The sequence below is a fragment of the Sinorhizobium sp. CB7 genome, from assembly GCF_041357635.1.
Classification (GTDB): domain Bacteria; phylum Pseudomonadota; class Alphaproteobacteria; order Rhizobiales; family Rhizobiaceae; genus Rhizobium.
Genome location: NZ_JAULLL010000036.1, coordinates 1 through 25,690, shown reverse-complemented (window position 1 = coordinate 25,690; position 25,690 = coordinate 1). Strand labels below are relative to the sequence as shown.

Here is a 25,690-nt window from a genome sequence, read left to right as displayed (position 1 = left end):
GGACTTCGCGCAATCACCGCATTAGAACACAGTGGCACATTACAAACGCCAAAGCCGAACAGTGCCAATAACGCCCCCTTCCCTTGCCTCAGCCCGGTCAGGGACTGGGGTTCGCGTTGCAGCAAGAGAGCATCACGGGGTCGGGCGACCGGCATCTTTTGGACCGAATGGTCACTTGGGAGGTCACGCCGGCGCGTCACTCCGGAAGACCGGCCTTGCGGTAGCCATCGACGAAATGCTCAAGCATCGCAGCGTCGCGGAATGGCTCCGTCGCGGCCCAGTGACGGATTGTGAAATGCGGGTTGCCGACGAGGAACAGTTCGACCTCTGCGCGCGCCTCGTCGAGCCGGCCCAGTTTGGCAAGGCTTGCCGCCAGAAAACGGCGTGAGCTTGTGCGATAGGTCTCGTCCCTGCGCAGTGTTTCGACAGCGGCTTCGTACTCGCCGGCCGCATATTGCGCCTGGCCGAGCGTCAGATAGTACCAGCTTGCCGGAAACGGATTCAGCCGGAATGCCTTGCGAATGAGCTCAAGGCCCTCCTCGACCCGCCCGGCCAGGACCGCGATGTCGGATAATGCCGCCCAGGTGTCGGCCTCATTGGGATCGAGCTCGATCGCTTTGGCGAATTCCGCATCGGCCTCGGCGAAGCAGCGCTCATAGGCAAGCAAGTAAGCCAGAATCCAGCGACTGGCAGCATCGTTGGGATCGATCGCCACAGCTTTGCGCGCCAGTTCCAAGGCAACGCTGCGGTCGGATTCCGTTGGTCCGCCGCTATGTACCCATCCCATCCAGTGGTTCATGGCGAGCCAGCGATAGGCCTCGGCGTATTCCGGATCGAGAGAAACCGCTCGCGTGAGCATCAGATGCGCTTCCCGCGCCGTCTGCGGCGAATCGTCCATAAGCTTGCGTGCCCGCACGCAGAGATCGTAAGCTTCGAGATTTCTGGGCCGATTGCGCGGCGGCGGTGCGCGCAGCCGGCCGAGCAACGCCTCCACGATCTTGCCGGTGACCTCGTCCTGAACGACAAAGATTTCTTCGAGCCTGCGATCGAAGCGTTCCGCCCATAGATGATTGCCGCTCACCGCGTCGACCAGCTGGGCGTTTATGCGTACGCGTCCCGCGGCGCGTCTTGCGCTGCCCTCCAGCAGGTAGCGCACGCCAAGGTCCTCAGCGATGACGCGCACGTCCATCGTCTTTCCCTTGTAGGCAAAGGCCGAGTTGCGTGCGATGACGAACAGGCCTGAGATCCTGGACAGGTCGGTGATTAGGTCTTCCGTCAACCCATCCGCGAAGGATTCCTGCTCAGGATCGTTGCTGATATTCACGAAGGGCAGCACGGCTATCGATGGTTTGTCGGGCAGCGGCAAGGGTTTTCGCTTCGCGCCATTGAGCTGTTCGATGGCTCCCGTAAAGCGGTAACCGACGCGCGGAACCGTTGCGATCCATTCACCGCCGTCGGCGGCCGGACCAAGCAGCTTCCGCAGCTGGGAGATCTGGACTGTGAGGTTGCCTTCCTCGACTGCCGTGCCCGGCCAGGCCGCGTCCATCAACTCGGCCTTGCCCAGGATTTCGCCCGGACGTCCGACAAGCGCCGCAAGCAGCTTTAGCCCGCGATAGCCAACGGCAACGGGATCATCATCCCGAAGGAGCGTTCCCGCACCCGGATCAAGCACGAACGGACCAAAGGCAAAGCGCGATCCCTGCATGCGGCGCATCTATAGTCGGTTTGGAGCTTTTTGAGAACTTTTTGGAAGCGCTTAATTACGACGCTGTTCGTATCCTGCAGAATTCATCCTCTTTCAGGTCGAGGCCTGTGGCTCTCAAACCATATGGAGTTGCGATGAACGATACTCACCCCGGGGGCGGCGAACGTCTCGCGAGGCAGAGATCGCCAAGCCCTTCTGGCAAGCATAAGGCGAATGCTGCAATGACACAGGATCGCCAGTTTTCGTGTGCCGCAGAGGTTCGCCGGCACTTGCCCAGCGCGACACCACTGCGAGAGGATCGGATCCCATGGGGCGCGATGGTGGGCATCATCGCGACCGTCACGGTGTTCGCCGTGGCACAGGGGCTGACCTATCCGCTGCTCAGCTTCATCCTCGAGCGGCAGGGGACGACGCCTGGTCTAATCGGCCTGTCGGCAGCGATGACGCCGCTGGGTTTCATTATATCCGCCCCCTTCATTCCAGCACTGACGCGGCGCGTGGGCGGGGCGCGGCTTGCGATCCGGTGTTCGGTTCTGGCCGCTCTCGCCCTGATCGCGATTGCCTGGACGCAGGAAGTCTGGGCCTGGATGCCGCTGCGCTTCCTGCTCGGCTTCTTCGCCAATCCGCTTTATGTGATCAGTGAAACCTGGCTGATCGCGATCGCGCCCGCGCGACGCCGGGGCCGCATCATGGGCCTCTATTCATCGATCGTTTCAGGTGGTTTCGCAATCGGCCCGCTGTCGCTCGGTCTGGTCGGCACGCAGGGTTGGCCGCCCTTCATGATCGGCATCGTGGCCTTTCTTCTCTGCGGCCTAATCGTGCTTGCGGTCGTGCCGCGACTGCCGAAGATGCCGCATGAAGGTGGGGCAACATCGGTCGGCGGCTTCTTCATGCTGGCGCCGCTCCTACTTTTCGCGGTTTTCGCCGCAGCCGCCTTCGAACAGATCCTGCTTTCCTTGTTCGCCGTCTATGGCGCCGTCCTCGGCAGCACCGAGGAGCGCATCGCATCGCTCATCACCTGCTTCATCGCAGGCAATGCCATGCTGCAGATTCTGCTCGGGCGCGTGGCCGAACAGTTTGGCTCGAGGTGGACCCTCTTATTCTGTGTCCTGGCTTCGCTGACCGGCTGTCTGCTGCTGCCGTGGATCTTCAACTCGTGGCTCATCTGGCCGCTCGTTTTCGTCTGGGGCGGGGTCTCGTTCGGGATCTACACCATGTCGCTGATCCAACTCGGCGAGCGTTTCACCGGTCAAGCCTTGATCGCCGGTAACGCGGCCTTCGCCTTCGTATGGGGCATCGGCGGCATCGTGGGCTCGCCCGCAACAGGGCTGGCGATGCAACTGATCGGACATCAGGGGCTGCCATCGTCCCTTGGCCTGCTGTGCTGCGTACTGGCGGTGTTTTTGATGGCGGAGAGACGGCGGAGATGATCGAAGCACTTGGCGCGTGCTGCATCCATGTGGATGCCGGGTTCCACCAAGGGAGCCAGCATGACCGCCCAAGATCTCCCAATTCGAACGGCGCACCGAATTGGGTACGATTCACGACTCTCACGTCGATGTCGTTTCCAGGCTCTTAAAGCTAGCGGATATCTGATCGTGCCGAGGCCTTAGCTAAATTCCTCCGAGCATCCACGTCAGGAGTAGCAAAAGTGCCATTAGCGTTAGCAAAATGAACAAATTTGCCTCGCGCTGCCCGCTTGGCAGCTTCCTTCGAAATAACGCTGCCCGCCTTTTTATAACCTTTTTCGGCGTCGCCCTTTAAATCTCTGGTCTGAAAATGATTCTCTGTCTCGTTCTGCATCACGCGCGGTTCTGGCATTGTGGTAGATAACCACGAACGAGGATAACCTCCTCCGCAGGTTGAGAGATTTAGTACAGAATGCTTCCAGGATTACAACTTCTCCTGGACCATATTCGTGTTTTTTTAACCGGCACTGCTCATAATCAGTCACGCGGCGTGACCGTACCTCCGGCTCATGAAGATGCCATTTTATCTATAGATTTCAAATGGTAGAGTCATGGCAAGCATATTGACGAACACATCGGCAATGGCTGCTCTAGCCACGTTGCGTTCGGTCTCTTCTAACCTGAGTGAAAATCAATCCCAGGTTTCGTCAGGCTTGCGTGTGGAGAGTGCTGCCGACAACGCCGCGTACTGGTCGATCGCCACGACCATGCGCTCGGATGAAAAAGCCGTTGCGGCGGTTTCGGACGCGCTCGGCCTGGCGCAGGCGAAGATAGAGACGTTCTATGCCGGAATGGATTCGGCCATCGACGTGATGAGCGAGTTCAAGGCGAAGCTCGTCGCTGCCAAGGAAGACGGCGTCGACAAGGCGAAGATCCAGACCGAGCTCGAACAGTTGAAGAGCCAGCTCGTGTCGATATCACAATCGTCGAGCTTCTCAGGGCAGAATTGGTTCACGACGAGCATCGCGGACATTTACGACACCGCAAAGAACGACACTGCGTTCATGTCCTCTTTCGTGCGATACGAAGACGGTTCGGTCGGGGTGACAAGCTCCCGCGTGGACTTGTCGTCTATTTCCCTTTTCAACTCGACCGGCGGCGGAATCCTGCAGCAGGACGGCAGGAGTCCAGGAGCGATAGGCGGTCTCAGAAACGCCGACGTGTACTCGATTGGTAATAATGCCTGGCAGTCCGGGTTCAAATTCACCGGACCGCTGATCTTTGCCGATGACACGACGGCGATCACGTTCGACATGACCGTCGATGCAGACGATCCATCGACAACGCCTTCACCCAATCCCGGAACAACGGTCTCGGTGACGATCAACCGTTCTCTCGTCGATTCGGTCTTCCCGACGCTAAACGGAGTCATAAGCAACAGGGATCAGTTTGTCCGTGTGCTGCAGGAGGCGCTCGTTCCTCATGGAGCAATTCCGGCGGGCCACAGTGTCCTCACCCCGGACGAATACTCGATCGGGACAAGCGAGACTTCGGGGAAACCCGGCTCTTCCATGTATCTGACGAATGTCGCTTCCACTCTTGCAGACGGAAGTACCGGAGGCCTTTTCGATAGTACGTCGCCAAACTACGGCCCGCGGCCCGCCGTGGTGACGGACTGGGAGGGGCCGTTCAGGATCGTCCGCACCGTGGTGATCCATGTTCCCATCACCGTCAACGATGTCACGAAGACGCTCGTCATCGACAAGGATATGGTCGACAGCACGCTTGGAACAACAACGGGCGAAGTCACCTCTGCCGGAGATCTTGCGGCGGTTCTGAATGCGGCAATCACGGCACAGGGCGTGGGGGTGAAGGTGACCAGCACGGGATCTGGACTTAAGTTCGAGGCGGACGGGGCCGTACACCCGGAGGCCGGCTCAAAGGCTTCCATAGAAGTGGGGCCCGCCACGGACAACCTTGGCGACGTGGCGATCTTCAACATTCTGGACCTCGACATTACGTCCGACGCGATAGGCCTCGACACCTACATCAGCGGGGTGGACAGTATGTTGCAGAAGATGGCCGCTGCCGGCTCCACGCTCGGGGCGCTTCAAGCGCGGGTCGGCATCCAGTCCGAATTCACGGAACGACTTCAAGATTCCATAACCAGCGGTGTCGGAAAACTGGTCGACACGGACATGGAGGAAGCCTCCGCACGTCTGGCGGCACTTCAGACCCAGCAGCAACTCGCGATCTCGTCGTTGGGAATAGCCAACTCCGCCCCTCAGAATCTGTTGCAACTGTTCAGATAGCATAGTCCGGCGTGGCTTGACTGTTCGTTTCGGGGATAGCGATCAAGGAAGCTAGAGCCGGGTACCCCACCCTCCCCCGCTCCTCTCTTGCAATCCGGCCCAGTCGCTCGGATGGGGGCTTCTTTCAGAGCAAATTGAAATGCTGAGTGTCGCGTTTCGATGAGGCTGGAGATGCAGCGCCTCTAAACAGGTTCGACACGCCCACGCTTGAAACCGGACCTTCATGCGCAGTCATAATCTTGGCGATCGGATCTTTTACGTCGACAACAAGCAACATAGTATATTTCGACATGGAACTCATATTCCTGTTCGACACCGACCTTTTAAACCCATGACTCCCTTTCGCAGCCTGATGGTCTTCGACACCGCGATCGACGCGGACGCTTTTGCCAGGTCGTGCAGGGATTGGGGCGTCGACACACCTTGCCTGCACCCGGGTTTCCTGGAAGACGAGCGGATGGCCCAGGCGCTCGACAGACACGGACTGCGCTCATGGCTCAATATCCCGGTCTTCTGCGATCTCAAGTATCTCGAGCGCCATCCAGACGCCTACGCCGTCACCAGCCTCGGGAGGCGTGCGGCCCAGGACTGGCTCCACTTCGTGTGCCCGAGCCGAGACGATTACCTCGACGGCGCCATCGAGGGACTGCGCGGGAACCTAGCTAGGCTGTCGCCGGCGGTGGTCAGCCTCGATTTCATCCGGGACTTCGTGTTCTGGGAACGGGTCGCTCTCGATGGTCCATCCGCTGGCATCGAAGACGGCTGTTATTGCCCGATCTGCCTGTCGCGCTTCGAGAAGGCATGCGGGGAGATCATCGACCGGAAGGACCCATCGGCGTACATCCATCGCCACCTGCTGCAGCCATGGGCAGACTGGAAATGCCGGCGCATCCTCGAGGTGGCTGAGCGGATCTTCGGCGAGATCGGTGCCCTTGCGCCCGGTATCGCGCTTGCCGTCCAGACCCTTCCCTGGCGAGAAACAGACCTCGACGGCGCCATCCGGAGCCGGGCTGGCCAGGATGTCCCGGGGCTAGCCCAGCAAGCGGACATGGTGGCCCCCATGGCCTTCACGCAGATGCTCGGCCAGACGACGAGATGGAAAGAGCAATTGCTCGCACACGTCCGGGCGAGCACAGGCAAACCTGTTTGTTTCTATGTTCAGGCGGAGGCCCTGTATCGGGCCGGCAATATCACGGTCGAGCAATTCGACGCCGAATTGACACAGGCCCGCAACAGCAACCCCGCCGCCATCGTGGCGTTGCAATATGAGCAGCTCGCCGCTCGGCCCGAGAAGGCCGAGATCCTGCGGAAGCACTTCAGGCCGTAGCGCTATAACGGCCCATTTCACGGGGCCGAACGCCCGCCGACGTAATCGCCCGGCAGCTCGGTCGCCATGGTTTAAGCATCGCAAGCTGAAGCCAAACACCTTCCAATTGACCGTTGTGCCGTGTTGTCGTGTTGTCACGCCTGTACGACCGGAGTGGATCGCACCTTGCCTTTCGTTATCGTGTTGCTGCGGCTTGTCAAAGCTCAAGCATGTATAGCCTCGCCCGCCGCATGTGGCCGTGTAAACTGGACCAGCCGGTCGCAGCAGTCTGCTGCCATGACGGCCGATCTACAGGATCGATAGCGCGGATATAAGTTGCTGAAGAACGTACTGCCCAGCGACCATCTTTCCGGCAACGCCTTCGAATAGTAAGACCGAATTATCGTATGGAATTCGGGGTGAGCAATGGCAGACCTGCAGGCAATCATTGAGGAGATTCACGAGCAACTTTCCCCGCGGCTCGGCGAGGGCAAGGTTGCCGACTACATTCCCCAGCTCGCCCATGTCGATGCGAAGAAATTTGGCATGGCAGTCGTGACTGTGGACGGAGAAGTCTTCAAGGCCGGTGATGCTGATATCCCCTTCTCCATCCAGAGTATTTCCAAGGTCTTCACCCTGACGTTAGCGCTCGGCAAGCACGGCGAGGCAACCTGGAATCGCGTCGGTCGGGAGCCGTCCGGGTCTGCTTTCAATTCGATCGTTCAGCTCGAACATGAGGAAGGCAAACCGCGCAATCCATTCATCAATGCCGGTGCGATAGCCGTGAGCGATCTGGTTTTGGCTGGACATACGCCACGGGAGGCTATCGGCGAGATCGTGCGCTTCGTGCGTTTTCTCGCCGACGACGAGTCCATCGCGATCGACCCTGCTGTCGCCAAATCGGAACAGGCCACCGGCTATCGCAATTTCGCGCTCGCCAATTTCATGCGCTCCTTCGGCAAGCTGGACCACCCGGTCGAACATGTGCTCGGCGTCTATTTCCACCACTGCGCGCTGGCTATGACCTGCATTCAGCTTGCCAAGTCCGGCCTTTTCCTGGCGGCATCGGGCAGCAATCCGCTGACAGGACACACGGTCGTTTCTAAACAGCGCGCGCGACGCATCAACGCGCTGATGCTGACCTGCGGTCACTATGACGGCTCGGGAGATTTCGCCTATCGAGTTGGCCTTCCTGGGAAAAGCGGCGTCGGTGGCGGCATCCTGGCCGTGGCGCCGGGTCGGGCATCCATGGCCGTCTGGTCACCGGGGCTCAATCACAACGGCAATTCGCTTATAGGTTCGTTGGCGCTCGAAATGTTGGCGACGCGAACCGGTTGGTCCGTTTTTGGCCATTGAACCACGTATGACATAGCCTTGCTAAAGTTTGTCTTGGAGGACATGGTTCATCAAATTTCCACTGCTTCCGCGCAGACATGTTGCGGCTGAAATTTACCCGCCTAATTTGGAAATCCCGCCGACATAATACGCCAACATAAGACACCCTGTTTGATCAAGAACAGGAGAGTCTTATTATGCAAATAAAAACTAGCTTCCCGCTGGCCCTCGGCATGTTTCTGGCCGTTGCCGGCATTGCCCATGCGGATATCGCCGTCGGTCTCGCTGGTCCGCTGACCGGACCCAATGCGGCCGTCGGTGAACAATTCCGGAAAGGCGCGGAGAAAGCCGTGGCGGATATCAACGCCAAGGGCGGGATCAATGGTGAAAAGATAGTGCTGAGTTTTGGCGACGATGCGTCGGATCCGAAGCAGGGGATTTCCGTTGCGAACAAATTCGTCGCCGACGGCGTCAGATTCGTGATTGGTCATTATAATTCCGGCATCTCCATCCCGGCCTCGCAGGTCTATGCTGAAAACGGCATTCTGGAGATAACGCCGGGCTCGACAAATCCTGACTTCACCGAACAAGGGCTCTGGAATACATTTCGCGTCTGCGGCCGCGACGACCAGCAGGGTGCTGTTGCCGCGAAATACATTGTCCAGAATCTCAAGGGAAAGCCGCTTGCCATCATCAATGACAAGACGGCTTACGGCAGCGGGATTGCCAACGAAGTCAAGAAGGCCGTCAACGCGGCGGGCATCTCCGAAGTTATCAATGAGGGCATCACCGTCGGGGACAAGGACTATTCGGCTCTCATCTCAAAGATGAAGGAAGCAGGCGTCCAGGTGATCTATTTCGGTGGCCTCTATACAGAAGGCGGCCTGATCGTCCGTCAGGCGGCGGACCAAGGGCTCAAGGCCGTTCTGATCGGCGGTGACGGTATCACCTCGAGCGAATTCGGCCAGATCACCGGCAAGGCTGGCGATGGTACGCTGATGACCTTCGCGCCCGATCCGCGGCTCAATCCGCGCGCGCACGACATCGTCGAGGCGTTCCGCAAGGATGGCTTCGAGCCCGAAACCTACACGCTTTATGCATACGCGGCATTGCAGGTTCTGAAAGCTGGTATGGAGCGCAGCGGTTCCGTCGATCCTGAGAACGTGGCCGACGCTCTCAAGAACACGGACGAAGGCATCGACACGGTTGTCGGTACGCTTCGCTTCGACGAGAAAGGCGATCGCCGCGACGAAGATTATACCATGTACGTCTGGAAGGCCGGCGCCGACGGTAAGCTCGGTTATTCTATGATGAAATAGGTCTTGACATAGTTCCGCCGGCTGCCCTCGCAGCCGGCCTCTTTCCCAATGCCAATCCGGCGCGACAATGTCACTAGACAGAGACAAGGCGCCCTTTGGATACCTGCGAGCGATGGTGCCCCGTCCCTGCTGCGCTGTCGTTAGAGCGTTTCAGCTTTTCATGGAAGCGCAGAACTGCTCCAACTTTTTGTTTTTACGCAATTTCGGACGGAAAACCGCTTCGCACTTTTCCTGGAATTGCTCTAGCCCTTTATTTCAAGGGAAACCATGTGCGTAGCGGTGTTGTAACAATCCTGTAATTCACACACGGGAAATTGACCGCCGCAACACCGGCCGATTGCTTTGAGCATAAAGATTGGATCGTTAGATAGAGTTATGCGACCGTGCGGGGCTTGCTGACACAACGGTTGCTTCCGATGAGCTCTGATATGAAATCGATATTGCCAAGCGGCTGGTTTCCCTCCCCCATATCCCGCGACAGTCTGAACGGACAGGTAAAAGTTGAAAGATCATTCCTTCGATAATGCGAGCCTATTATGCGCAAATGTACTGCCCACAGCGAAAAAATCGACGAGCGCCGATGTTGGGTGGAAATCCGCGCTTCTTGAAGTCCACGAAGCACTCTATGACGGCGATCAGTTCGAAACACTGCCGACAAGCGATCAGACTATGGTCATGGCTCTCGACGGGACATGGAAGGTAGAATCGTTTGCCGGCAATGCATGGAGAGGGGCGATCTATATCCCAGGCTCAATCGGCCTGACCCCGTCCGGCGAGACGTCCCGGCTGCGGCTATCTTCTTGCGGCAGCCGCCGGCCGCACCGCACGGCTCATTTGTATTTCCCCAATCGTATTCTCGTGGAAGCGGCCGAAGAATTCCGCCAGACCGGCACTCGTTATTGTGAGAGCCCGATATCGGCGCTTTCTTCAGATGACCCCACTCTTTCCAGCGGCATGATGGTGCTCTTGCGCGCCATGGAGGCCGGCGCCCCCGACCTTTACGTTGCCTCTGTCATCCATTGGCTTGCGGCCCATCTTCTGCTCAATCATTCCGAAGGCTTTGCTCGAAGGGATTCATATAGTGCCGTTGCTGCGTCCGATGCACGACTGGCGCGTGTGATTGAATTCATGGAGGCTTGTTACACGGAAGACCTTAGCCTTGAAGCGCTGGCGAAGGAGGCTGCCATCAGCAAATTCCACTTCGTAAGGGTTTTCAGGAAGGCTTTTGGGTGCACCCCTCACGCCGCACTCGTCCAGATTCGCCTGAAGGCCGCTTGCAAATGGCTGGCGACGACGTCACTACGCGTCGACGAGGTCGCCCGGCAATGCGGCTATCCCAGAATTGATCATTTTGGATCTGCCTTTCGCCGACGTTACGGAATGTCGCCAAGCCAGTTCCGTGCCACGGCGCAATCACGATCGGGTTAGATCGCTGACGCGCCTGTTCTATGGCCGGCGCGAGGGGCGAAGCGCTCCCCTCGCGTTCCAACGAGATCTCAAACCGGCTTCGGTTGCGGTGTTGTGTTCGAGGCTACGTCAACTCAACTCGATCAATGCTCGATATCCCGGCGCTTATAAAGTGTGTTCAATTCGGATCGGCAGATCTCTAATGCGCTGGCCGGTGGCGTGAAAGACCGCGTTTGCAATGGCGGAGGCTACGCCGGTCATGGCCACTTCCCCGAGACTTTTAACGCCGCTTTCATTGAGCTGGGGGTCCGGCTCATTGACAAAGTCAACCTCGATCGACCCGATATCGGCATTGACCGGAATAACATATTCAGCAATGTCGGTATTGAGAAACCCGCCATATCTTATGTCGACTTCGGATGACTCTCGCAGAGAAGCCCCGATGCCCCAGACCACACCTCCGCGTACCTGGCTTGCGGCAGTCCTCGGACTAATGACGCGGCCGCAATCGGCGACGCTGACGACCCGTGGTACTCTGATGCGGCGTGTCGAGTGCTCGATGCGCACCTCCACGAAATGTGCGATATGGCTGTAGCTTACGAAAGCGTCATAAACGGGGCCCCTTACCGAAACACTGCCGCGCATGAGATTTGCCAATGTCTCTTTCGGAAGGCCCGGCGCGGGACGCTCGATTTCAACGGACAGATCAGTCCTTCCGGCTGCCTTGAGGATCTCCGCGGGCGACGAATTTATTCCGCCGGCATTCAGGGCCGAGAGCGCCTCCATCATCTTGTCGGCCGCCGAAGCGGCAGCGGGCACCGCGGTTGCGGTACCCCATGAGCCCGCCGTAAGGTGTTGCGGCGCGCCACGGGTATCTCCGATGACGACAACGATGCTCTCCATAGGCACGCTAAGCTTCTCGGCGACTATGCGTGTCAGGGCGCTGCGAATGCCTTGGCCCATTTCATGCACGCCAACGGTAAGCATGACGCCGCCATCGACCGAAACTTGCAGTCGCGCGATAGCCGCTGCGGTGGCCGCCTTGTAGCATCCAACGCCCACGCCCCATCCCATCAGATCGCCGTTGTCGGCGATCATTGATCCAGGCGCCGATTTTCGCCGGCTCCATCCAAATAGGCTGGCTCCCCGCTCGAGGCAGGCCGACAGATATCGAGACGAGTGTGGTCGGCCCGTGACGTAATCTGTCGCGATGTCGTGAGCAAGCCGATATTCGACCGGATCGCGGCCCAACTTGTGGGCCATGTCATCGATGCTTGAATCGATCGCAAATGACGAAAAGTGCTCGTATGGTGCGCGCATATATCCTGGCGTTTGCACGTCAGTTTGAACGAGCCGCTGGCGTCCCTGGAAATTCGGGATTCCGAAAAGACGGGCGCCGCTGGAGGTGTAATCGAGCGGAAACAGGTCATGACGAGACGTTTGCGCATCGATTTCGTAGATCGCAGAGGTCACGCGGCCGGTAGAATCGGCACCGAGCCGAACGCGATGTGAGCTCTCGGGACGGAAGCTCGCATCAAGAAAGAGCTGCCGCCGTGGCACAACGATCTTTACGGGCGCTCCCGTTTCCCGGGCGACCAAGGCTGCGAAGGCGGTTTGCATCTGAAGCGAGTTCTTTTGGCCGAAACCGCCCCCGACCTGGGGTGAGATAACGGTGACTTGGCTCGGATCCAATCCCAAAATCTCCGCCACGCCGTGGCGCAAGCTGCCGGAGTTCTGCGTGCCCTCATAGATTGTCAGATGATCGTCATCCCAAGTAGCCACAGTGGCGACCAGTTCCATCGGGTTCTGATGCTGAGGTGGGCTGTGGAAGGTCAGATCAGTTGTTGTAAGAGCCTCGTCCCAAGCGCCCTGTGCATCTCCAACGGTTATGTCGCCGAAAAGTTGCTGCGGCAATGGCGATTGCGCCTGCGGAATGACGACGGCACCCTCGCTGCCAAGGCAGGGCGAAAAGGGCTCCGCCTGATATACCCCCTCCACGAGCGAGGCCGCATGAACCGCTGCATCGAGCGTCTCTGCTACAATGAGCGCAACGGGTTGACCTCGATAGGCTATGGCGTCGGATAACATTGGCTGAAAGCTTTGGAAGGCATAGCTGCCTGCAAGCAAGAAGCCTACCCTTTTCATTTTGTCCTTGACCGTCTCATGCGTGATGATCAGGCGGACTCCGGGTACGGCGCTGGCGGCGGCAAGATCGAGCTTCTCGAGTCTTCCCTTGGTGATTGTCGACACTGCGAAGGCGCCGTGAAGCATGCCAGGCAGAACTCGGTCTGCTGCGTAGATTGGCGCTCCGGTAACTTTGTCCCTGGCGTCCACTCTCGGGAAGTCGGTAATAGCGTTGCTTGTCATGGTCATGCTCTCCCCTTCGCGATCATCAAAGCGTCCGCCACGGCACGCGCGCCCAATTCGATTTTGAACGCGTTATGATGAGTGACATGCGCCCCCTCGAAAGCGAGCTCTCCGGCCGCGCGAGCTGTCTCCAAGGTCAACGGTTTCCCGAGCAAAAATGCTTCGGCGGCCGTTGCCCTCAACGGCTTGGTCGCAACGCCGCCCAATGCCAGGCGAGCTTCCGAGACTGAGCCGCCTTCCATCAGAATGGCGGCAGCCACCGATACTGTCGCGAACGCATAGGATTCCCTGTCCCTGATCTTGTGATAGGTTGAGTTTCGGCCAGCCGGAGTCGCGGGAACACGTATTTGCATAATGAGCTCGTCATGTTCGAGACTGGTTTCACGTGCCGGATCGGCGCCGGGAGAGACATGAAAATCCGCCAGGGGAATGCTTCTAGCGCCCCTCGGACCGATCACATCGATATTGGCATCGAACGCAAGCAGGGCGACGGCGAAATCGCCAGCGTAGGTAGCGATGCAGCTTTCGCTGCCGCCAAACAAGGCATGGCCTCGATTCAATCCTTCCAAGGCTGCGCAACCGGAACCGGGCTCGCGCTTGTTGCAGGCATACGGAGCACCATGTCGAAAATAGGCACAGCGGGTTCGCTGGAGGAGGTTGCCGCCAAGGCTCGCCATATTGCGCAATTGTTGCGAGGCGGCTTTCCATAAAGACTCTGAAAGTGCGGGATAGTTCGAGGTCACATGCGGATCCTCGGCAACATCGCTCATTCGCGACAGGGCGCCAAAGATGAGTTCATCGCTGGAAACCTCTATCTGACGCAGGTCCAGCCCGTTGATGTCGACGATCCTCTGCGGTTGCTCGATATCGAGTTTCATCAGATCATAGAGTGTCGTTCCGCCTGCCAGTAAACGCGTCCCCTCGCCTCCGCTCGCAAGCGCGGCAATGGCATCCGCCGGGGTCGTTGCTCGAAAATAATCAAAAGGCCTCATTGCTCGGGCCTCCATTTTTGAGCGACGGCCTCGATTGCTGAAACTATGCCCACATAGGCACCGCAGCGACAGAGATTGCCGCTCATGTACTCGCGAATCTGCTCGCGGGATTGAGCATGTCCCTCCTTCACACAGGCAATGGCAGCCATAATCTGGCCCGGCGTGCAATAACCGCACTGCAGCGCATCGTGATCGATGAAGGCCTGCTGCATCGGATGGAGCGTACCGTCGGCGCCGGCGATGCCCTCTATGGTGACGACATCCTTGCCCTCGATCTGCGCCATCGGGGTCAAACAGGACGCAACACGCCGACCATCGACATGGACTGTACATGCGCCACATTGGCCGTGATCGCAGCCTTTCTTGGCGCCGAAAAGCGCTAGCGTTTCGCGCAAGGTATCGAGCAGCGAGACGCGCGGATCGTGCCTGAGGGACAACGCCTTGCCATTCAACGTGAAATTGGTCGCGACCTCGCTCGTGAATGCAACGGAAGTGAGAGAATTTTTGCCGGCCGCCGGCGAACTGCCTGCGACGTAACCTCCCGTATTTGCTGAAATCCTATCTTCCGGGAGGTTTCCTCTGATCTGTGACGTATTGTTCATCAATCGTCCTTTCCTCGCTCATGCGATCATTACCCTTGATTGTTCATCTGCCCTCGCAATTGACAATCGCCCCGTTAGAAGAAGCTTGCTGTTTGTTCGTTTGATTTTGCTATTTCACCTTCGCCGTTCCTGCTTGACCAAAGGGGTGAGCTGGACTGCCGCGCATACAATAGCGGTTATGCATCCCGGCCGGCTTCGAGCGGCGAAGTCTGTTATCTTTCGCGTCTGTCGGCGACCTAGACGAAGGTATAGGAAGCCTCCTACCAGTATCTAGTCCGACTGCACCTCAGTTCGATGGAAACGGTCTCTGCTCGCCGCCAGTCTACCCCCTGCGGTGCCTGGAGCGTGACACCGAAAAATGTGCGTGGTTTTCGGCGACATCCCGCCCAGATTTTCCGGTCGGTACGACCTGAAATCATCCGGTTCCAGGCTTTGCAGGGATCAGGATTTTGGAGGATTCCATGAGCAACAAAACTGCAATTGTCACCGGCGGCTCGCGAGGTATCGGCGCCGCCATATCCAAGCGTCTGGCAGCGGATGGTTTCAATGTTGTCGTAAACTATGCCGGAAACGCTGCTACTGCAGATTCTCTGGTCGATCAGATTAAAATGAGCGGCGGGAATGCTGTCGCCGTCCAGGCTGATGTCACGAGCAAGGCGGATGTCGAACGCCTGTTTAGCGTGGCCGGAACCCTCTTCGGGGGCATCGATGTCCTGATCAACAATGCCGGCATAATGAAGCTTGCGCCCCTCGCAGAGACCGATGACGAGATGTTCGACAGCATGGTCGCCATCAATCTGAAAGGGACCTTCAACACGCTGCGTCAGGCCGCCGTACGCCTGCGCTCGGGCGGCAGGATCATCAATCTCTCATCGAGCCAGGTGGGTCTTTATCATCCCACCTATGCCGGCTATGTGGCGACCAAGGCTGGCGTCGAGGCGATTACCCACATCCTCGTCAAGGAACTGCGGGGGCGTAGTGTCACCGTGAACGCGGTTGCACCCGGCCCGATCGCCACGGATCTCTTCCTGCAGGGTAAGACCGAAGAGGTGATCGACCGGTTCGTCAAGCTCTCGCCGCTCGAACGACTTGGTCAGCCTGACGATGTCGCCAATGTCATCTCGCTGCTTGCCGGTCCGGATGGGTCCTGGATCAACGGCCAGATCATCCGTGTCAACGGCGGCGTTCTCTGAAATCGTTTCGCATTCGATTTCTTCACTGTCCACACCCCTCCATTCACAGGAGCTTTTCCCGTGTCCAAAGTCATTCTCATCACTGGTGCGTCGAGCGGTTTCGGCCGCCTGACCTCCGAGGCGCTCGCAAGGGCCGGCCACATTGTTTATGCCTCAATGCGTGATACCAAGGGCCGAAACGCTGCCCAAGTCGAGGAAATCGCCGAGTTTTCGAAGGGCAATGGCGTCGATCTGCGCACCGTCGAACTGGACGTGCAGTCCCAATCCTCTGCCGATAGCGCGGTCGAACAGGTGCTCAGGGAAGCTGGCCACATCGATGTTGTCATGCACAATGCAGGGCATATGGCGTTTGGCCCGGCCGAAGCTTTCACTGCCGAGCAGTTTGCGCACCTCTATGACATCAATGTTCTCGGTGCCCAGCGCGTCAATCGTGCGGTCCTGCCGCATTTGCGCAACCGGAGGCAAGGCTTGCTCGTCTGGATTTCCAGCAGCAGTTCTGCCGGTGGGACACCGCCCTATCTGGCCCCCTATTTCGCGGCAAAGGCGGCAATGGACGCAATGGCGGTTCAGTATGCGCGCGAGCTCGCCCTGTGGGGCATTGAAACATCGATCATCGTGCCCGGCGCCTTCACCAGCGGAACCAATCATTTTGCACATTCGGGCGTACCGGCGGACCAGCGGCGCGCGGATGAATACGATGCAGGCCCCTACGCAGGATACGCGTCGAAAATACAGGAAGCCTTTGCGGCGATCGTCCCTCCTGACGCCGATGCATCGGCAGTTGCCGATGCGATCGTGCAGATCGTGGATGCTCCCTTTGGCGCAAGGCCGTTCCGGGTTCACGTTGATCCAACCGAGGACGGCGCCGATGTCGGCTTCACGGTACTCGATCGATTGAGAGCCGAGATGCTGCATCGCGTCGGCTTCTCTAATCTCCTGAAGCCAGCGAAGCTGGTCTGAGCAAGCATCACGAGTTCTGGACTGGCCATCCATGGGACAGGGTGGCCTTTCCTCCTGCGGCAGGATCTCCGCTGCATGCCGGGTGCACCCGAGCTCGAAGATGAAGCGCATTGCATTTGTAACATTGAACACCCTTCTCGAAATTGAACTGTAATGCCCGCCCTGCATGAAATCTTTGATCGCGCGTCCTGCGCGAACAGCAATCTCCGCGGAGAGATCTTCACCTCCAGGATTGGTCAATTCAGATTGCGAGTAATTTCAAGATGACTAAACCAAAATTCTGCATATATGGCGCCGGTTCCGTCGGCGGCATGATGGCCACCTTACTTGCAAGGGCCGGTGCCGATGTCAGTGTCGTCGCCCGCGGTGCGACGCTCGCCGCCCTTAGGGAGGACGGATTGCGCCTGACGATGGGCGGCCGCGACCTGCAGGCCTTCGTCCATGCGACCGACGATCCGGCGATGCTCGGGCCACAGGACTATGTGATCATCGCGGTCAAGGAACCATCGCTTCCGGCGGTGGCAGCCGCGATCAGCCCACTGCTCGGCCCTGAGACCGCCGTCGTCACGGCGATGAACGGTCTTCCCTGGTGGTTCTTCTCCGGCGCCTCTGGCCCGCTTGCCGGCCAGACGCTGACGACGCTCGACCCGGCCGGCCTCATCAGCCGCGCGATCCCCGCCGACAAGGCGATCGGCTGCGTCGTGCAGTTGTCCGCTACGCTGATTGCGCCGGGTGTCATACGCCACAATGGTGGTCGCAAGCTGATCATCGGTGAACCCCATGTCAAATGGAGCCGACGACTCGAAACGCTGTCCCAATGGCTCGAGCGCGCCGAATTCGAATGTGCCATTACCGACGACATCCGCAGCGCCATCTGGTTCAAGCTGCTCGGTAATCTGAGTCTCAATCCTATCAGCCTGCTGACGACGAGCACCAGCGACAAGATCATCAACGATCCGCTCGTGCACAGGTTGTGCGTCAACATGATGGAAGAGGCAAGTCGGATCGCCCAGGCACTCGGACTGAAGCAGCTCGCCACCCCCGAGCAAATCATCGACATCGCCAGAGGCATCGGCCCCTTCAAGACGTCGATGCTGCAGGATCTCGAACGTGGCAGCATGGTCGAGATCGATGCGCTGCTGACCGTCCTGCATGACATCGGCCTGATGGTATCGATCCCGACGCCCTTCATCGACAGCGTCCTCGGGCTCGCACGCCTGAGGGCCGAAGAACTCGGCCTCTTCGCGCAGGCCGCATAGACTGGAGTATTGCGCCAGACGTGTTGACGCCGAGATCGGGCCAGCATCGTGCCGCCCGAATCCTCTAAGATAATTGCCGCCGATGGAACACGGCTCACCGTTTCAATAATGCGGCGGGCGCGTCACCGGCGGCGCTTCACGCACTTGCTCTTCCATCGTGAGAAAGCGCTCCGCCAGATGATCGAGCTTGGCTCGCATCTGATCAATCACCTTCCATTGCCGAGCGACCTGATCCGAAAGTTCCTCGATCGCTTTCGCCTGATGAGCAGCCAACTCCTCGAGCTGCGTCACGCGCGCCGTGACATCGGCCATGATCCTATCCCCTTGTCATCTGGAAGACCTGTTTCATCAGCTCAATTCACGCGCGGGCACACAAAGTCAAGGATAGCCGACAACGGCGCCTCCGATTGTGACTTGCATGATGATAGTAACCCGTGCTAGCGCCATCCTATGCAAAGAACGAGTTTCATTGGTTTCAAATGCCCCGCCGCCCGCGCGCTTGAGAGCGTTGGTGACTGGTGGAGCATTCTGATTCTGCGCGATGCGTTTCAGGGACTGAGCCGCTTCGATGAGTTTCAAAGGAGCCTGGGTGTGGCGCCCAATATTCTGACGCGGCGGCTGAAACATCTGACGAGCGAAGGGCTGTTCGAACGTCGTTGCTATAGCGAGCGTCCGCGCCGCCATGAATATATCCTGACTGAAAAAGGCCGCGACTTCTTTCCGGTGCTGATGGCGCTCTTTGCCTGGGGCAACCGACACCTTCCCGAGGACGAAGTTGCGATGCGGCTCGGCGATCTGGCGACCGGCAAGGAGCGCAACGCGGTTCTGATCGACGCCGTGAGCGGGAAACCGATTCTTATTGAGAACACGATCTTGCTGCCAGGACCGGCAGCCGATGAGGGGATTCAGCGGCGCATTGCGCATATACGGGCGCGACGCCTGACCATGAACGCCTGAAAGGACAGAGGAGCACAAGATGGACCGTATTGTCGTTACCGGCATGGGATTGGTTTCGCCCCTGGGCGTCGGAGTGACCGCGGCCTGGAGCAGACTTGTCGAAGGGCATTCTGGCCTTGTCGCCCTCCCCGATGACATGGTGTCGGATCTTCCCGCCAAAGTGGGCGGCCTTGTGCCCTCTATCACCGAAGATGCTGTGGCGGGCTTTGATGCAAGCGGTATCGTGCCGGTCAAGGATCAGAAGAAGATGGACCGCTTCATCCTCTTTGCGCTTGCGGCGACCGAAGAGGCTGTGAAGCAGGCCGGATGGCAGCCGACCGATACCCGCGGTCTCGAGCGCACGGCCACAATCATTGCTTCCGGAATCGGCGGATTCCCAGCGATCGCCGACGCGGTGCGCACGGCTGAGACCCGGGGTGTCCGCCGCCTATCGCCCTTCACCGTTCCCTCCTTTCTCGTCAATCTCGCGGCGGGTCAGGTCAGCATCCGCTACGGCTACAAGGGGCCGCTCGGCGCTCCGGTGACCGCCTGTGCGGCAAGCGTTCAGGCGATCGGCGATGCAGCGCGGCTCATTCGCTCCGGTGAGGCCGATGTCGCCATCTGCGGCGGCGCCGAAGCTTGCATAGACAAGGTGAGCCTTGGAGGTTTCGCGGCCGCCCGGGCGCTATCGACCGGCTTCAACGATCGCCCGGATCAGGCCTCCCGTCCTTTCGACACGCAGCGTGACGGTTTCGTGATGGGCGAAGGCGCAGGCGTGATCGTCATCGAGACGCTTGAACATGCGCTTGCGCGTGGCGCCACGCCGCTCGCCGAACTCGTGGGCTACGGCACGGCCGCCGATGCCTATCACATGACGTCCGGTCCGGAGGATGGCGACGGTGCGCGCCGTGCGATGCAGGCAGCGCTGGTGCAAGCGCGTCTTTCACCGCGCGATGTCCAGCATCTCAACGCCCATGCCACCTCGACGCCGGTCGGCGACCGCGGTGAGATCGAGGCGATCAAGACCGTTTTCGGTCGTGATGGCGCAATTGCCGTCAGCGCCACGAAATCGGCGACCGGCCATCTGCTGGGTGCTGCCGGCGGCCTCGAAGCGGTCTTCACCATCATGGCGCTGCGCGATCAAATCGCCCCGCCGACGCGCAATCTGCAGGAACCGGATCCTGCGGCAGACGGCATCGATCTGGTCGGCACAGAAGCACGCCCGATGGCCATGGAACATGCCATATCCAACGGCTTCGGCTTCGGTGGCGTCAATGCGAGCGCCCTCTTCCGCCGTTGGTATTAGTCCGCACATATCTCATCTGACCTATGTGCTGATGGCCCACGACAATCCCACTTTCCATCGGCAAAAAGCGCGCTACACTTTTCTGGATCGACTTCCGGAGGTCGCCCATGCGCGCCTTACTCGCAGTTCTCGTCCTGTGTGCCGCATTTATCGGATTTGCGGTTTTCGCATCGGCGGAGGATCCGCTAGAGACCACGCGAACCCTGATCGAGGAACAGATCAACGCTTTTCTTCACGATGATGCGGAAAAGGCCTATTCCTTCGCTGCGCCGGCGATCAAGGCCCTCTATCCTGACAAGGAAAGCTTCTTCGCGATGGTGAAGAAAAGTTACGAGCCAGTCTATCATCCTGGTAACTACGCGTTCGGCCGTAGCAAATCGATCGATGACGGCGCCATCATCTATCACGAGGTGCTGATCACCGGTCGCGATGGCAAGGACTGGACGGCGCTTTATCAGCTCGCCCGCCAGCCGGGCGGCGACTACAAGATCAACGGCGTCGAAATCGTGCCGAACACGCAGAGCAAGGGGATCTGAGGATCAGGCCGGCTCGAGATCGCCTCTTGCCCACATTTCCTGAGTCTCGGCCATGAAATCGGAGAAGCGGCCCTCGGCGATCGCCTTACGAATGCCCTGCATCAGCTCCTGATAATAGGCGAGATTGTTCCACGACAGCAGCATGCCGCCGAGTGCCTCGTTGGAGCGAACGAGGTGGTGCAGGTAGGCGCGCGAATAGTCACGCGAGGCGGGGCAACTCGATTCCTCATCGAGCGGCCGCAGATCCTCGGCGTGACGGGCATTACGGATATTGACCTTGCCGCGGCGCGTGAAGGCGAGACCGTGACGGCCGGAGCGCGTCGGCATCACGCAGTCGAACATGTCGATGCCGCGCGCAACCGATTTCAGAATATCCTCTGGCGTACCGACGCCCATGAGATAGCGCGGTCTGTCCGATGGCAGCACTGGAAGGGTGATCTCCAGCATTTTGAGCATCACGTCCTGCGGCTCGCCGACGGCAAGCCCGCCGACCGCGTAACCCTTGAGGTCGAGCTCCTTCAAGCCTTCCGCCGAACGGATGCGCAGCTCTGGAACGTCGCCGCCCTGCACGATGCCGAACATCGCCTTGCCGGGCTGATCACCGAAGGCAACCTTGCAACGCTCCGCCCAGCGCAGAGAAAGCTCCATGGCGCGCTCGATTTCTTTCGGCTCGGCGGGCAAAGCCACGCATTCATCGAGCTGCATCTGAATATCGGAATCGAGCAGCCCCTGTATCTCGATCGAGCGCTCCGGCGACATGTGATGCAGACTGCCGTCGACATGCGACTTGAAGGTTACGCCCTCTTCATCGAGCTTGCGCAGGCCGGCGAGCGACATCACCTGGAAGCCGCCGGAATCGGTCAGGATCGGCAGCGGCCAGCGGATAAGCTTATGCAGGCCGCCAAGCCTTGCGACGCGCTCGGCCGTGGGCCGCAGCATCAGATGATAGGTATTGCCAAGAATGATATCGGCGCCGGTTTCGCGCACCTGGTCGAGATACATCGCCTTCACGGTGCCAACGGTGCCGACGGGCATGAAGGCCGGTGTGCGAATCGTGCCGCGCGGCATCGAGATTTCGCCAAGGCGCGCCCCGCCATCGGTCTTCTTCAGCGTGAATTGAAAAGTCTCTGTCATTGGTCTTTCCGGAAAAGCAGGCTGGCATCGCCGTAGGAATAGAAGCGGTAACCGGTCTCGACTGCATGATGATAGGCGGCCCGCATGGTGTCGAGGCCGGCAAAGGCCGAGACGAGCATGAAGAGCGTCGAGCGCGGCAGATGGAAATTGGTCATCAGCATATCAACAGCCTTGAAGCGATAGCCGGGCGTGATGAAAATACCGGTGGGGCCCGACCACGCCTTGATCGTACCGCCCTCTTCCGCTGCGCTTTCAAGAAGACGGAGCGACGTCGTGCCGACGCAGACGATGCGCCCGCCCCTCGCCCTCACGGTGTTCAGCCTGGCGGCGGTCTCAGCGCTCACGTGGCCGATTTCCAGATGCATCTTGTGATCGTCCGTGTCGTCCGCCTTGACCGGCAGGAAGGTTCCTGCACCGACATGCAACGTCACGAAATGCCGCTCAATCCCCGCCTTGTCCAGCGCCTCAAACAACGCCTGCGTAAAATGCAATCCGGCCGTCGGAGCGGCGACAGCGCCCTCCTCGCGGGCATAGATCGTCTGATAATCCGTGCGGTCGCGCTCGTCCTCGGCGCGTTTGGCGGCAATATAGGGCGGCAGCGGGACATGGCCGACGGCAGCGATCGCCTCATCCAGGGCCGGGCCTGATAGATCGAACGCCAGCGTGATCTCGCCGCCCACACTCTTTTCCTCGACTGTCGCATCGAGCGATCCGAGGAAACAGCTCGTTCCGCTGTGGCCGAAACCGATGCGATCGCCGACCTTTATGCGCTTCCCGGGCTTCGCGAAAGCCTTCCAGCGGTTCGGACTGGTGCGCATGTGCAGGGTTGCCGAAACTTGCTGGCCGGGAGCGCCGTCGCGATGACGGATGCCTTCGAGTTGCGCCGGGATGACTTTGGTATCGTTGAAGACCAAAACATCTCCCGCCCTGAGGAAGGACGGAAGATCGCTCACCCGATGATCCGAGAGGACATGGGCAGCCGAGGGATCGACGACCAGCAGGCGCGCGCTGTCGCGCGGCTCGGCGGGCCTGAGCGCAATCCGTTCATCCGGCAGCTCGAAATCGAAAAGGTCGACGCGCATAGGGCACTTTCAAACAAAGCGAAACCCGCCCCACGCCGCGAGCGTGGGGCGGGTTTCAGCAGAAATCACAATCAGACGTCGGCGGCAACCCGCATTGAGACGATGGAATCGGGATCGCGCACCGGCTCGCCGCGCTTGATCTTGTCGACGTTGTCCATGCCTTCGATGACCTGACCCCAGACCGAATATTGCTTGTTCAGCCAGGGCGCATCACCGAAGCAGATGAAGAACTGCGAATTGGCGGAATTCGGGTTCTGCGAGCGCGCCATCGAGCAGGTGCCGCGAACATGAGGCGTTGCGGAGAATTCTGCCTTCAGGTCGGGCTTCGAGGAGCCGCCCATTCCGGCCCGGCCTGGGTTGAAACTTTCGGCACCCTGCTTGCCATATTGGACGTCGCCAGTCTGCGCCATGAAGTCCTCGATAACCCGGTGGAAGACAACACCGTCATAGGCCTTCTCGCGCGCCAGTTCCTTGATACGGGAAACGTGCTCGGGGGCCACTTGGGGAAGCAACTGAATGACGATCTTGCCCTTGGTGGTTTCCAAGATGATGGTGTTCTCAGGATCTTTGATCTCGGCCATTTCTTATTCTCCTGTCTTGGGCCTGCGCCCGTTTCTACTTCTTGCCGACGGTGACCTTGATCATCCGGTCGGGATCGGTGACTTCGCCGTTGTCGCCCTTGCCCCGCTTGATCTTGTCGACATTCTCCATGCCCGAAACAACCTTGCCGACGACGGTATACTGGCCGTTCAGGAAGGAACCGTCGGCGAACATGATGAAGAATTGCGAATTGGCGGAATTGGGATCCTGCGAGCGCGCCATGCCGACAGTGCCGCGCGCAAACGGCACCTTCGAGAATTCGGCGGGAAGATCCGGAAGATCGGAACCGCCCGTGCCCGCAAGGCTCGGATCATAACCCTTTTCCATATTGCCGTACTTGACGTCGCCGGTCTGGGCCATGAAGCCCTCGATCACGCGATGGAAGGCGACATTGTCATACTCGCCCTTGCTGGCGAGCGCCTTGATCTGCGCCACATGCTTCGGGGCGACGTCCGGCATGAGCTGGATGACGACCGGACCGTCCTTGAGCTGGATCGTCAGATAGTCGTCGTTCGACTGGGCGAAGGCGTCGCCCGCGAAGGAGGCAAGATAGAGAACGCCTGCAAAAGCAAGGTAGAAGAGTTTCATGTGAGCTCCATCAGGGCGAATGTTTCGCCTGGCTTTTCATCTTGGATTTGAGCGCCTGCAGCACGGCCGTCGGCACAAAGGCGCTGACATCGCCGCCCATAGCTGCGATTTGACGGACCAATGTGGCCGTTATGGGCCGCGAAGCCGTGCCGGCGGGAAGAAATATCGTCTGGATGTCGGGCGCCATCTGCCGGTTCATGCCCGCCATCTGCATTTCGTAGTCGAGATCGGTACCGTCGCGCAGGCCGCGCACGAGTAGGGTTGCGCCGTAGGATCGCGCTGCATCGACCACGAGATTGTCGAACGCGACGACCGAAATGTTCCCCACTTTCTCTGGCAGCGCTTCCGCCAGCGATTGGCGAATGAGATCGGCCTTCTCCTCGAAGGAAAACAGCGGCGATTTGCCGGGGTGGATGCCGATTGCGACAATGACCGTGGAGGCGACGTTCAGCGCCTGGACGAGAACATCCACATGCCCGTTGGTGATCGGGTCGAAGGACCCTGGATAGAAAGCTGTCGTCATCGCGCCCGACCGTAGTTTCCCGCCTTTTGTCACGGATGTGGCTGTATCGCAAGTGATTTGCAAGGCCGAAGGCGGCGGATCGCCTGCCCTTCTGAATGGGGAATGAACGCTGCGTTCAAGGCCGTTTCAGATGGCATCTGGCTTAATGGCTTTCATCATGAGGCGCACAGAACGCCTCGACTTGAAGGGACATACGGACATGCTGGTCGTTCTCGTTGCATTCGCCATCGTTGCTTCCATCTGCATCGAACTGGCGGTCGTACACCTTGCCGACAACTATGAAATCGAGTGGACCAACCCTCGGGGCCAAGGGCGCGAATCTGAACGCCAGATGAACAGAACATTCAAGGTTGCTTCAGATCGACGTTGGTAAACCCCCCGTGAACATTCGGGGGAACCATTTGCGAGCAGCCGCGTTAACCCGTCAACTAACTAGGGCTTCAGCTCTTTATAAGAAGGAATAAAGAATATGCCTGATAAAATTACCATGATTAACGTAGTTTGGATGGCAATGATTACAGGCATGTTAACTGCAACGATTACCCTCTATAATAAAAAGCCAGAAGAGGCCAAAATATACGGCCCTTATGCTTCGGCTAAGTCGGTAATTGCCAGGCAATACTAGGAATTAAGCTAGCGCCGGAGACAAGGAAAGGAGTACACATGTTCACGATCCTAACACTGCTTACTGCTCTCATCAGTATCATGTTCATCGTGTCTGTGGCTTCTACCGTCTCGGCGCTCCGTCAGGAAGACGAGCAGAAAAAGCCGTTCAATCAGAAACACAGCGTATTCTGAATATCGGTCCTGCACCATTTG

At 59.0% G+C, this 25,690-nt stretch carries 25 protein-coding genes; 14 read left to right on the top strand and 11 right to left on the bottom strand.

Features of this window, described 5'->3' with window-relative positions:
- Positions 1 to 196 precede the first annotated feature (196 nt).
- Positions 197 to 1,714 carry a winged helix-turn-helix domain-containing tetratricopeptide repeat protein gene (locus tag AAE029_RS35200; RefSeq protein ID WP_371077579.1) on the bottom strand — a complete coding sequence of 506 codons (1,518 nt, stop codon included), beginning with the start codon at positions 1,712 to 1,714 and terminating at the stop codon, positions 197 to 199.
- A gap of 212 nt (positions 1,715 to 1,926) precedes the next feature.
- On the opposite strand from AAE029_RS35200, the gene AAE029_RS35195 reads away from it, so the two are divergent.
- Positions 1,927 to 3,135 carry an MFS transporter gene (locus tag AAE029_RS35195; RefSeq protein ID WP_371077578.1) on the top strand — a complete coding sequence of 403 codons (1,209 nt, stop codon included), beginning with the start codon at positions 1,927 to 1,929 and terminating at the stop codon, positions 3,133 to 3,135.
- 151 nt (positions 3,136 to 3,286) lie between these two features.
- Here AAE029_RS35195 and AAE029_RS35190 read toward each other — a convergent pair whose 3' ends face one another.
- A complete protein-coding gene (locus AAE029_RS35190; RefSeq protein WP_371077577.1) occupies positions 3,287 to 3,508 on the bottom strand; it encodes a hypothetical protein in 222 nt (73 codons plus the stop codon).
- Positions 3,509 to 3,725: 217 nt separating this feature from the next.
- Between AAE029_RS35190 and AAE029_RS35185 the strand changes: the two genes are divergently transcribed.
- The 5 genes from AAE029_RS35185 (at position 3,726) to AAE029_RS35165 (ending at position 10,814) form a co-directional block, all read left to right on the top strand.
- Positions 3,726 to 5,426: a flagellin gene (locus AAE029_RS35185; protein ID WP_371077576.1), complete on the top strand. Its 1,701-nt coding sequence runs from the start codon at positions 3,726 to 3,728 to the stop codon at positions 5,424 to 5,426.
- Between the two features lie 331 nt (positions 5,427 to 5,757).
- Positions 5,758 to 6,753, top strand: a complete 996-nt coding sequence (locus tag AAE029_RS35180; RefSeq protein ID WP_371077575.1) for a hypothetical protein — start codon at positions 5,758 to 5,760, stop codon at positions 6,751 to 6,753.
- Between the two features lie 405 nt (positions 6,754 to 7,158).
- Complete coding sequence (locus tag AAE029_RS35175; RefSeq protein WP_371077574.1) at positions 7,159 to 8,088, top strand: glutaminase; 930 nt, start codon at positions 7,159 to 7,161, stop codon at positions 8,086 to 8,088.
- A gap of 176 nt (positions 8,089 to 8,264) precedes the next feature.
- Positions 8,265 to 9,386: a branched-chain amino acid ABC transporter substrate-binding protein gene (locus AAE029_RS35170; protein WP_371077573.1), complete on the top strand. Its 1,122-nt coding sequence runs from the start codon at positions 8,265 to 8,267 to the stop codon at positions 9,384 to 9,386.
- A 501-nt stretch (positions 9,387 to 9,887) separates the two neighbouring features.
- A complete protein-coding gene (locus tag AAE029_RS35165; protein WP_371077572.1) occupies positions 9,888 to 10,814 on the top strand; it encodes a helix-turn-helix domain-containing protein in 927 nt (308 codons plus the stop codon).
- Between the two features lie 144 nt (positions 10,815 to 10,958).
- On the opposite strand, the gene AAE029_RS35160 is transcribed toward AAE029_RS35165, so the two are convergent.
- From AAE029_RS35160 to AAE029_RS35150, 3 genes are read right to left on the bottom strand one after another with little or no spacing between them, the layout of a single operon-like run.
- The gene (locus AAE029_RS35160) at positions 10,959 to 13,160 is read right to left on the bottom strand and encodes a xanthine dehydrogenase family protein molybdopterin-binding subunit (protein ID WP_371077571.1); all 2,202 of its coding nucleotides are present in this window, start codon (positions 13,158 to 13,160) and stop codon (positions 10,959 to 10,961) included.
- A gap of 2 nt (positions 13,161 to 13,162) precedes the next feature.
- A complete protein-coding gene (locus tag AAE029_RS35155) occupies positions 13,163 to 14,152 on the bottom strand; it encodes a xanthine dehydrogenase family protein subunit M (RefSeq protein WP_371077570.1) in 990 nt (329 codons plus the stop codon).
- Entirely contained in the window at positions 14,149 to 14,754 is a 606-nt protein-coding gene (locus tag AAE029_RS35150; RefSeq protein WP_371077569.1) for a (2Fe-2S)-binding protein, read from the bottom strand. Before AAE029_RS35150 ends, AAE029_RS35155 begins: the two co-directional genes overlap by 4 nt.
- A gap of 461 nt (positions 14,755 to 15,215) precedes the next feature.
- Between AAE029_RS35150 and AAE029_RS35145 the strand changes: the two genes are divergently transcribed.
- The 3 genes from AAE029_RS35145 to AAE029_RS35135 all read left to right on the top strand — a co-directional run bounded on the left by AAE029_RS35145 (position 15,216) and on the right by AAE029_RS35135 (position 18,166).
- Positions 15,216 to 15,947, top strand: coding sequence for an SDR family oxidoreductase (locus tag AAE029_RS35145; protein WP_371077568.1), 732 nt, complete (start codon positions 15,216 to 15,218; stop codon positions 15,945 to 15,947).
- 60 nt (positions 15,948 to 16,007) lie between these two features.
- The gene (locus AAE029_RS35140; protein WP_371077567.1) at positions 16,008 to 16,907 is read left to right on the top strand and encodes an SDR family NAD(P)-dependent oxidoreductase; all 900 of its coding nucleotides are present in this window, start codon (positions 16,008 to 16,010) and stop codon (positions 16,905 to 16,907) included.
- Between the two features lie 263 nt (positions 16,908 to 17,170).
- Positions 17,171 to 18,166, top strand: a complete 996-nt coding sequence (locus AAE029_RS35135; RefSeq protein WP_371077566.1) for a 2-dehydropantoate 2-reductase — start codon at positions 17,171 to 17,173, stop codon at positions 18,164 to 18,166.
- A gap of 102 nt (positions 18,167 to 18,268) precedes the next feature.
- Here the strand turns inward: AAE029_RS35135 and AAE029_RS35130 are convergent, their stop codons facing one another.
- Positions 18,269 to 18,478, bottom strand: coding sequence for a SlyX family protein (locus AAE029_RS35130; protein WP_371077565.1), 210 nt, complete (start codon positions 18,476 to 18,478; stop codon positions 18,269 to 18,271).
- Positions 18,479 to 18,616: 138 nt separating this feature from the next.
- Here AAE029_RS35130 and AAE029_RS35125 point away from each other — a divergent pair, with 138 nt between their 5' ends.
- The 3 genes from AAE029_RS35125 (at position 18,617) to AAE029_RS35115 (ending at position 20,944) form a co-directional block, all read left to right on the top strand.
- On the top strand, positions 18,617 to 19,123 hold the full coding sequence (locus AAE029_RS35125; protein ID WP_371077564.1) for a winged helix-turn-helix transcriptional regulator: 507 nt from the start codon (positions 18,617 to 18,619) through the stop codon (positions 19,121 to 19,123).
- Between the two features lie 19 nt (positions 19,124 to 19,142).
- Entirely contained in the window at positions 19,143 to 20,408 is a 1,266-nt protein-coding gene (fabF, locus tag AAE029_RS35120) for a beta-ketoacyl-ACP synthase II (protein ID WP_371077563.1), read from the top strand.
- 107 nt (positions 20,409 to 20,515) lie between these two features.
- On the top strand, positions 20,516 to 20,944 hold the full coding sequence (locus AAE029_RS35115) for a DUF4864 domain-containing protein (RefSeq protein ID WP_371077562.1): 429 nt from the start codon (positions 20,516 to 20,518) through the stop codon (positions 20,942 to 20,944).
- 3 nt (positions 20,945 to 20,947) lie between these two features.
- On the opposite strand, the gene tgt is transcribed toward AAE029_RS35115, so the two are convergent.
- From tgt to coaD, 5 genes are all read right to left on the bottom strand, one after another.
- Positions 20,948 to 22,078, bottom strand: coding sequence for a tRNA guanosine(34) transglycosylase Tgt (gene tgt, locus AAE029_RS35110; RefSeq protein WP_371077561.1), 1,131 nt, complete (start codon positions 22,076 to 22,078; stop codon positions 20,948 to 20,950).
- Positions 22,075 to 23,160, bottom strand: a complete 1,086-nt coding sequence (queA, locus tag AAE029_RS35105) for a tRNA preQ1(34) S-adenosylmethionine ribosyltransferase-isomerase QueA (RefSeq protein WP_371077560.1) — start codon at positions 23,158 to 23,160, stop codon at positions 22,075 to 22,077. Before queA ends, tgt begins: the two co-directional genes overlap by 4 nt.
- A 71-nt stretch (positions 23,161 to 23,231) precedes the next feature.
- The gene (locus tag AAE029_RS35100; RefSeq protein WP_371077559.1) at positions 23,232 to 23,741 is read right to left on the bottom strand and encodes a peptidylprolyl isomerase; all 510 of its coding nucleotides are present in this window, start codon (positions 23,739 to 23,741) and stop codon (positions 23,232 to 23,234) included.
- Positions 23,742 to 23,775: 34 nt separating this feature from the next.
- Entirely contained in the window at positions 23,776 to 24,348 is a 573-nt protein-coding gene (locus AAE029_RS35095) for a peptidylprolyl isomerase (RefSeq protein WP_371077558.1), read from the bottom strand.
- Positions 24,349 to 24,358: 10 nt separating this feature from the next.
- A complete protein-coding gene (gene coaD, locus AAE029_RS35090) occupies positions 24,359 to 24,871 on the bottom strand; it encodes a pantetheine-phosphate adenylyltransferase (protein WP_371077557.1) in 513 nt (170 codons plus the stop codon).
- A 157-nt stretch (positions 24,872 to 25,028) separates the two neighbouring features.
- On the opposite strand from coaD, the gene AAE029_RS35085 reads away from it, so the two are divergent.
- Entirely contained in the window at positions 25,029 to 25,244 is a 216-nt protein-coding gene (locus tag AAE029_RS35085) for a hypothetical protein (RefSeq protein WP_371077556.1), read from the top strand.
- Positions 25,245 to 25,340: 96 nt separating this feature from the next.
- Positions 25,341 to 25,496, top strand: a complete 156-nt coding sequence (locus AAE029_RS35080) for a hypothetical protein (RefSeq protein WP_371077555.1) — start codon at positions 25,341 to 25,343, stop codon at positions 25,494 to 25,496.
- Positions 25,497 to 25,690: the final 194 nt, after the last annotated feature.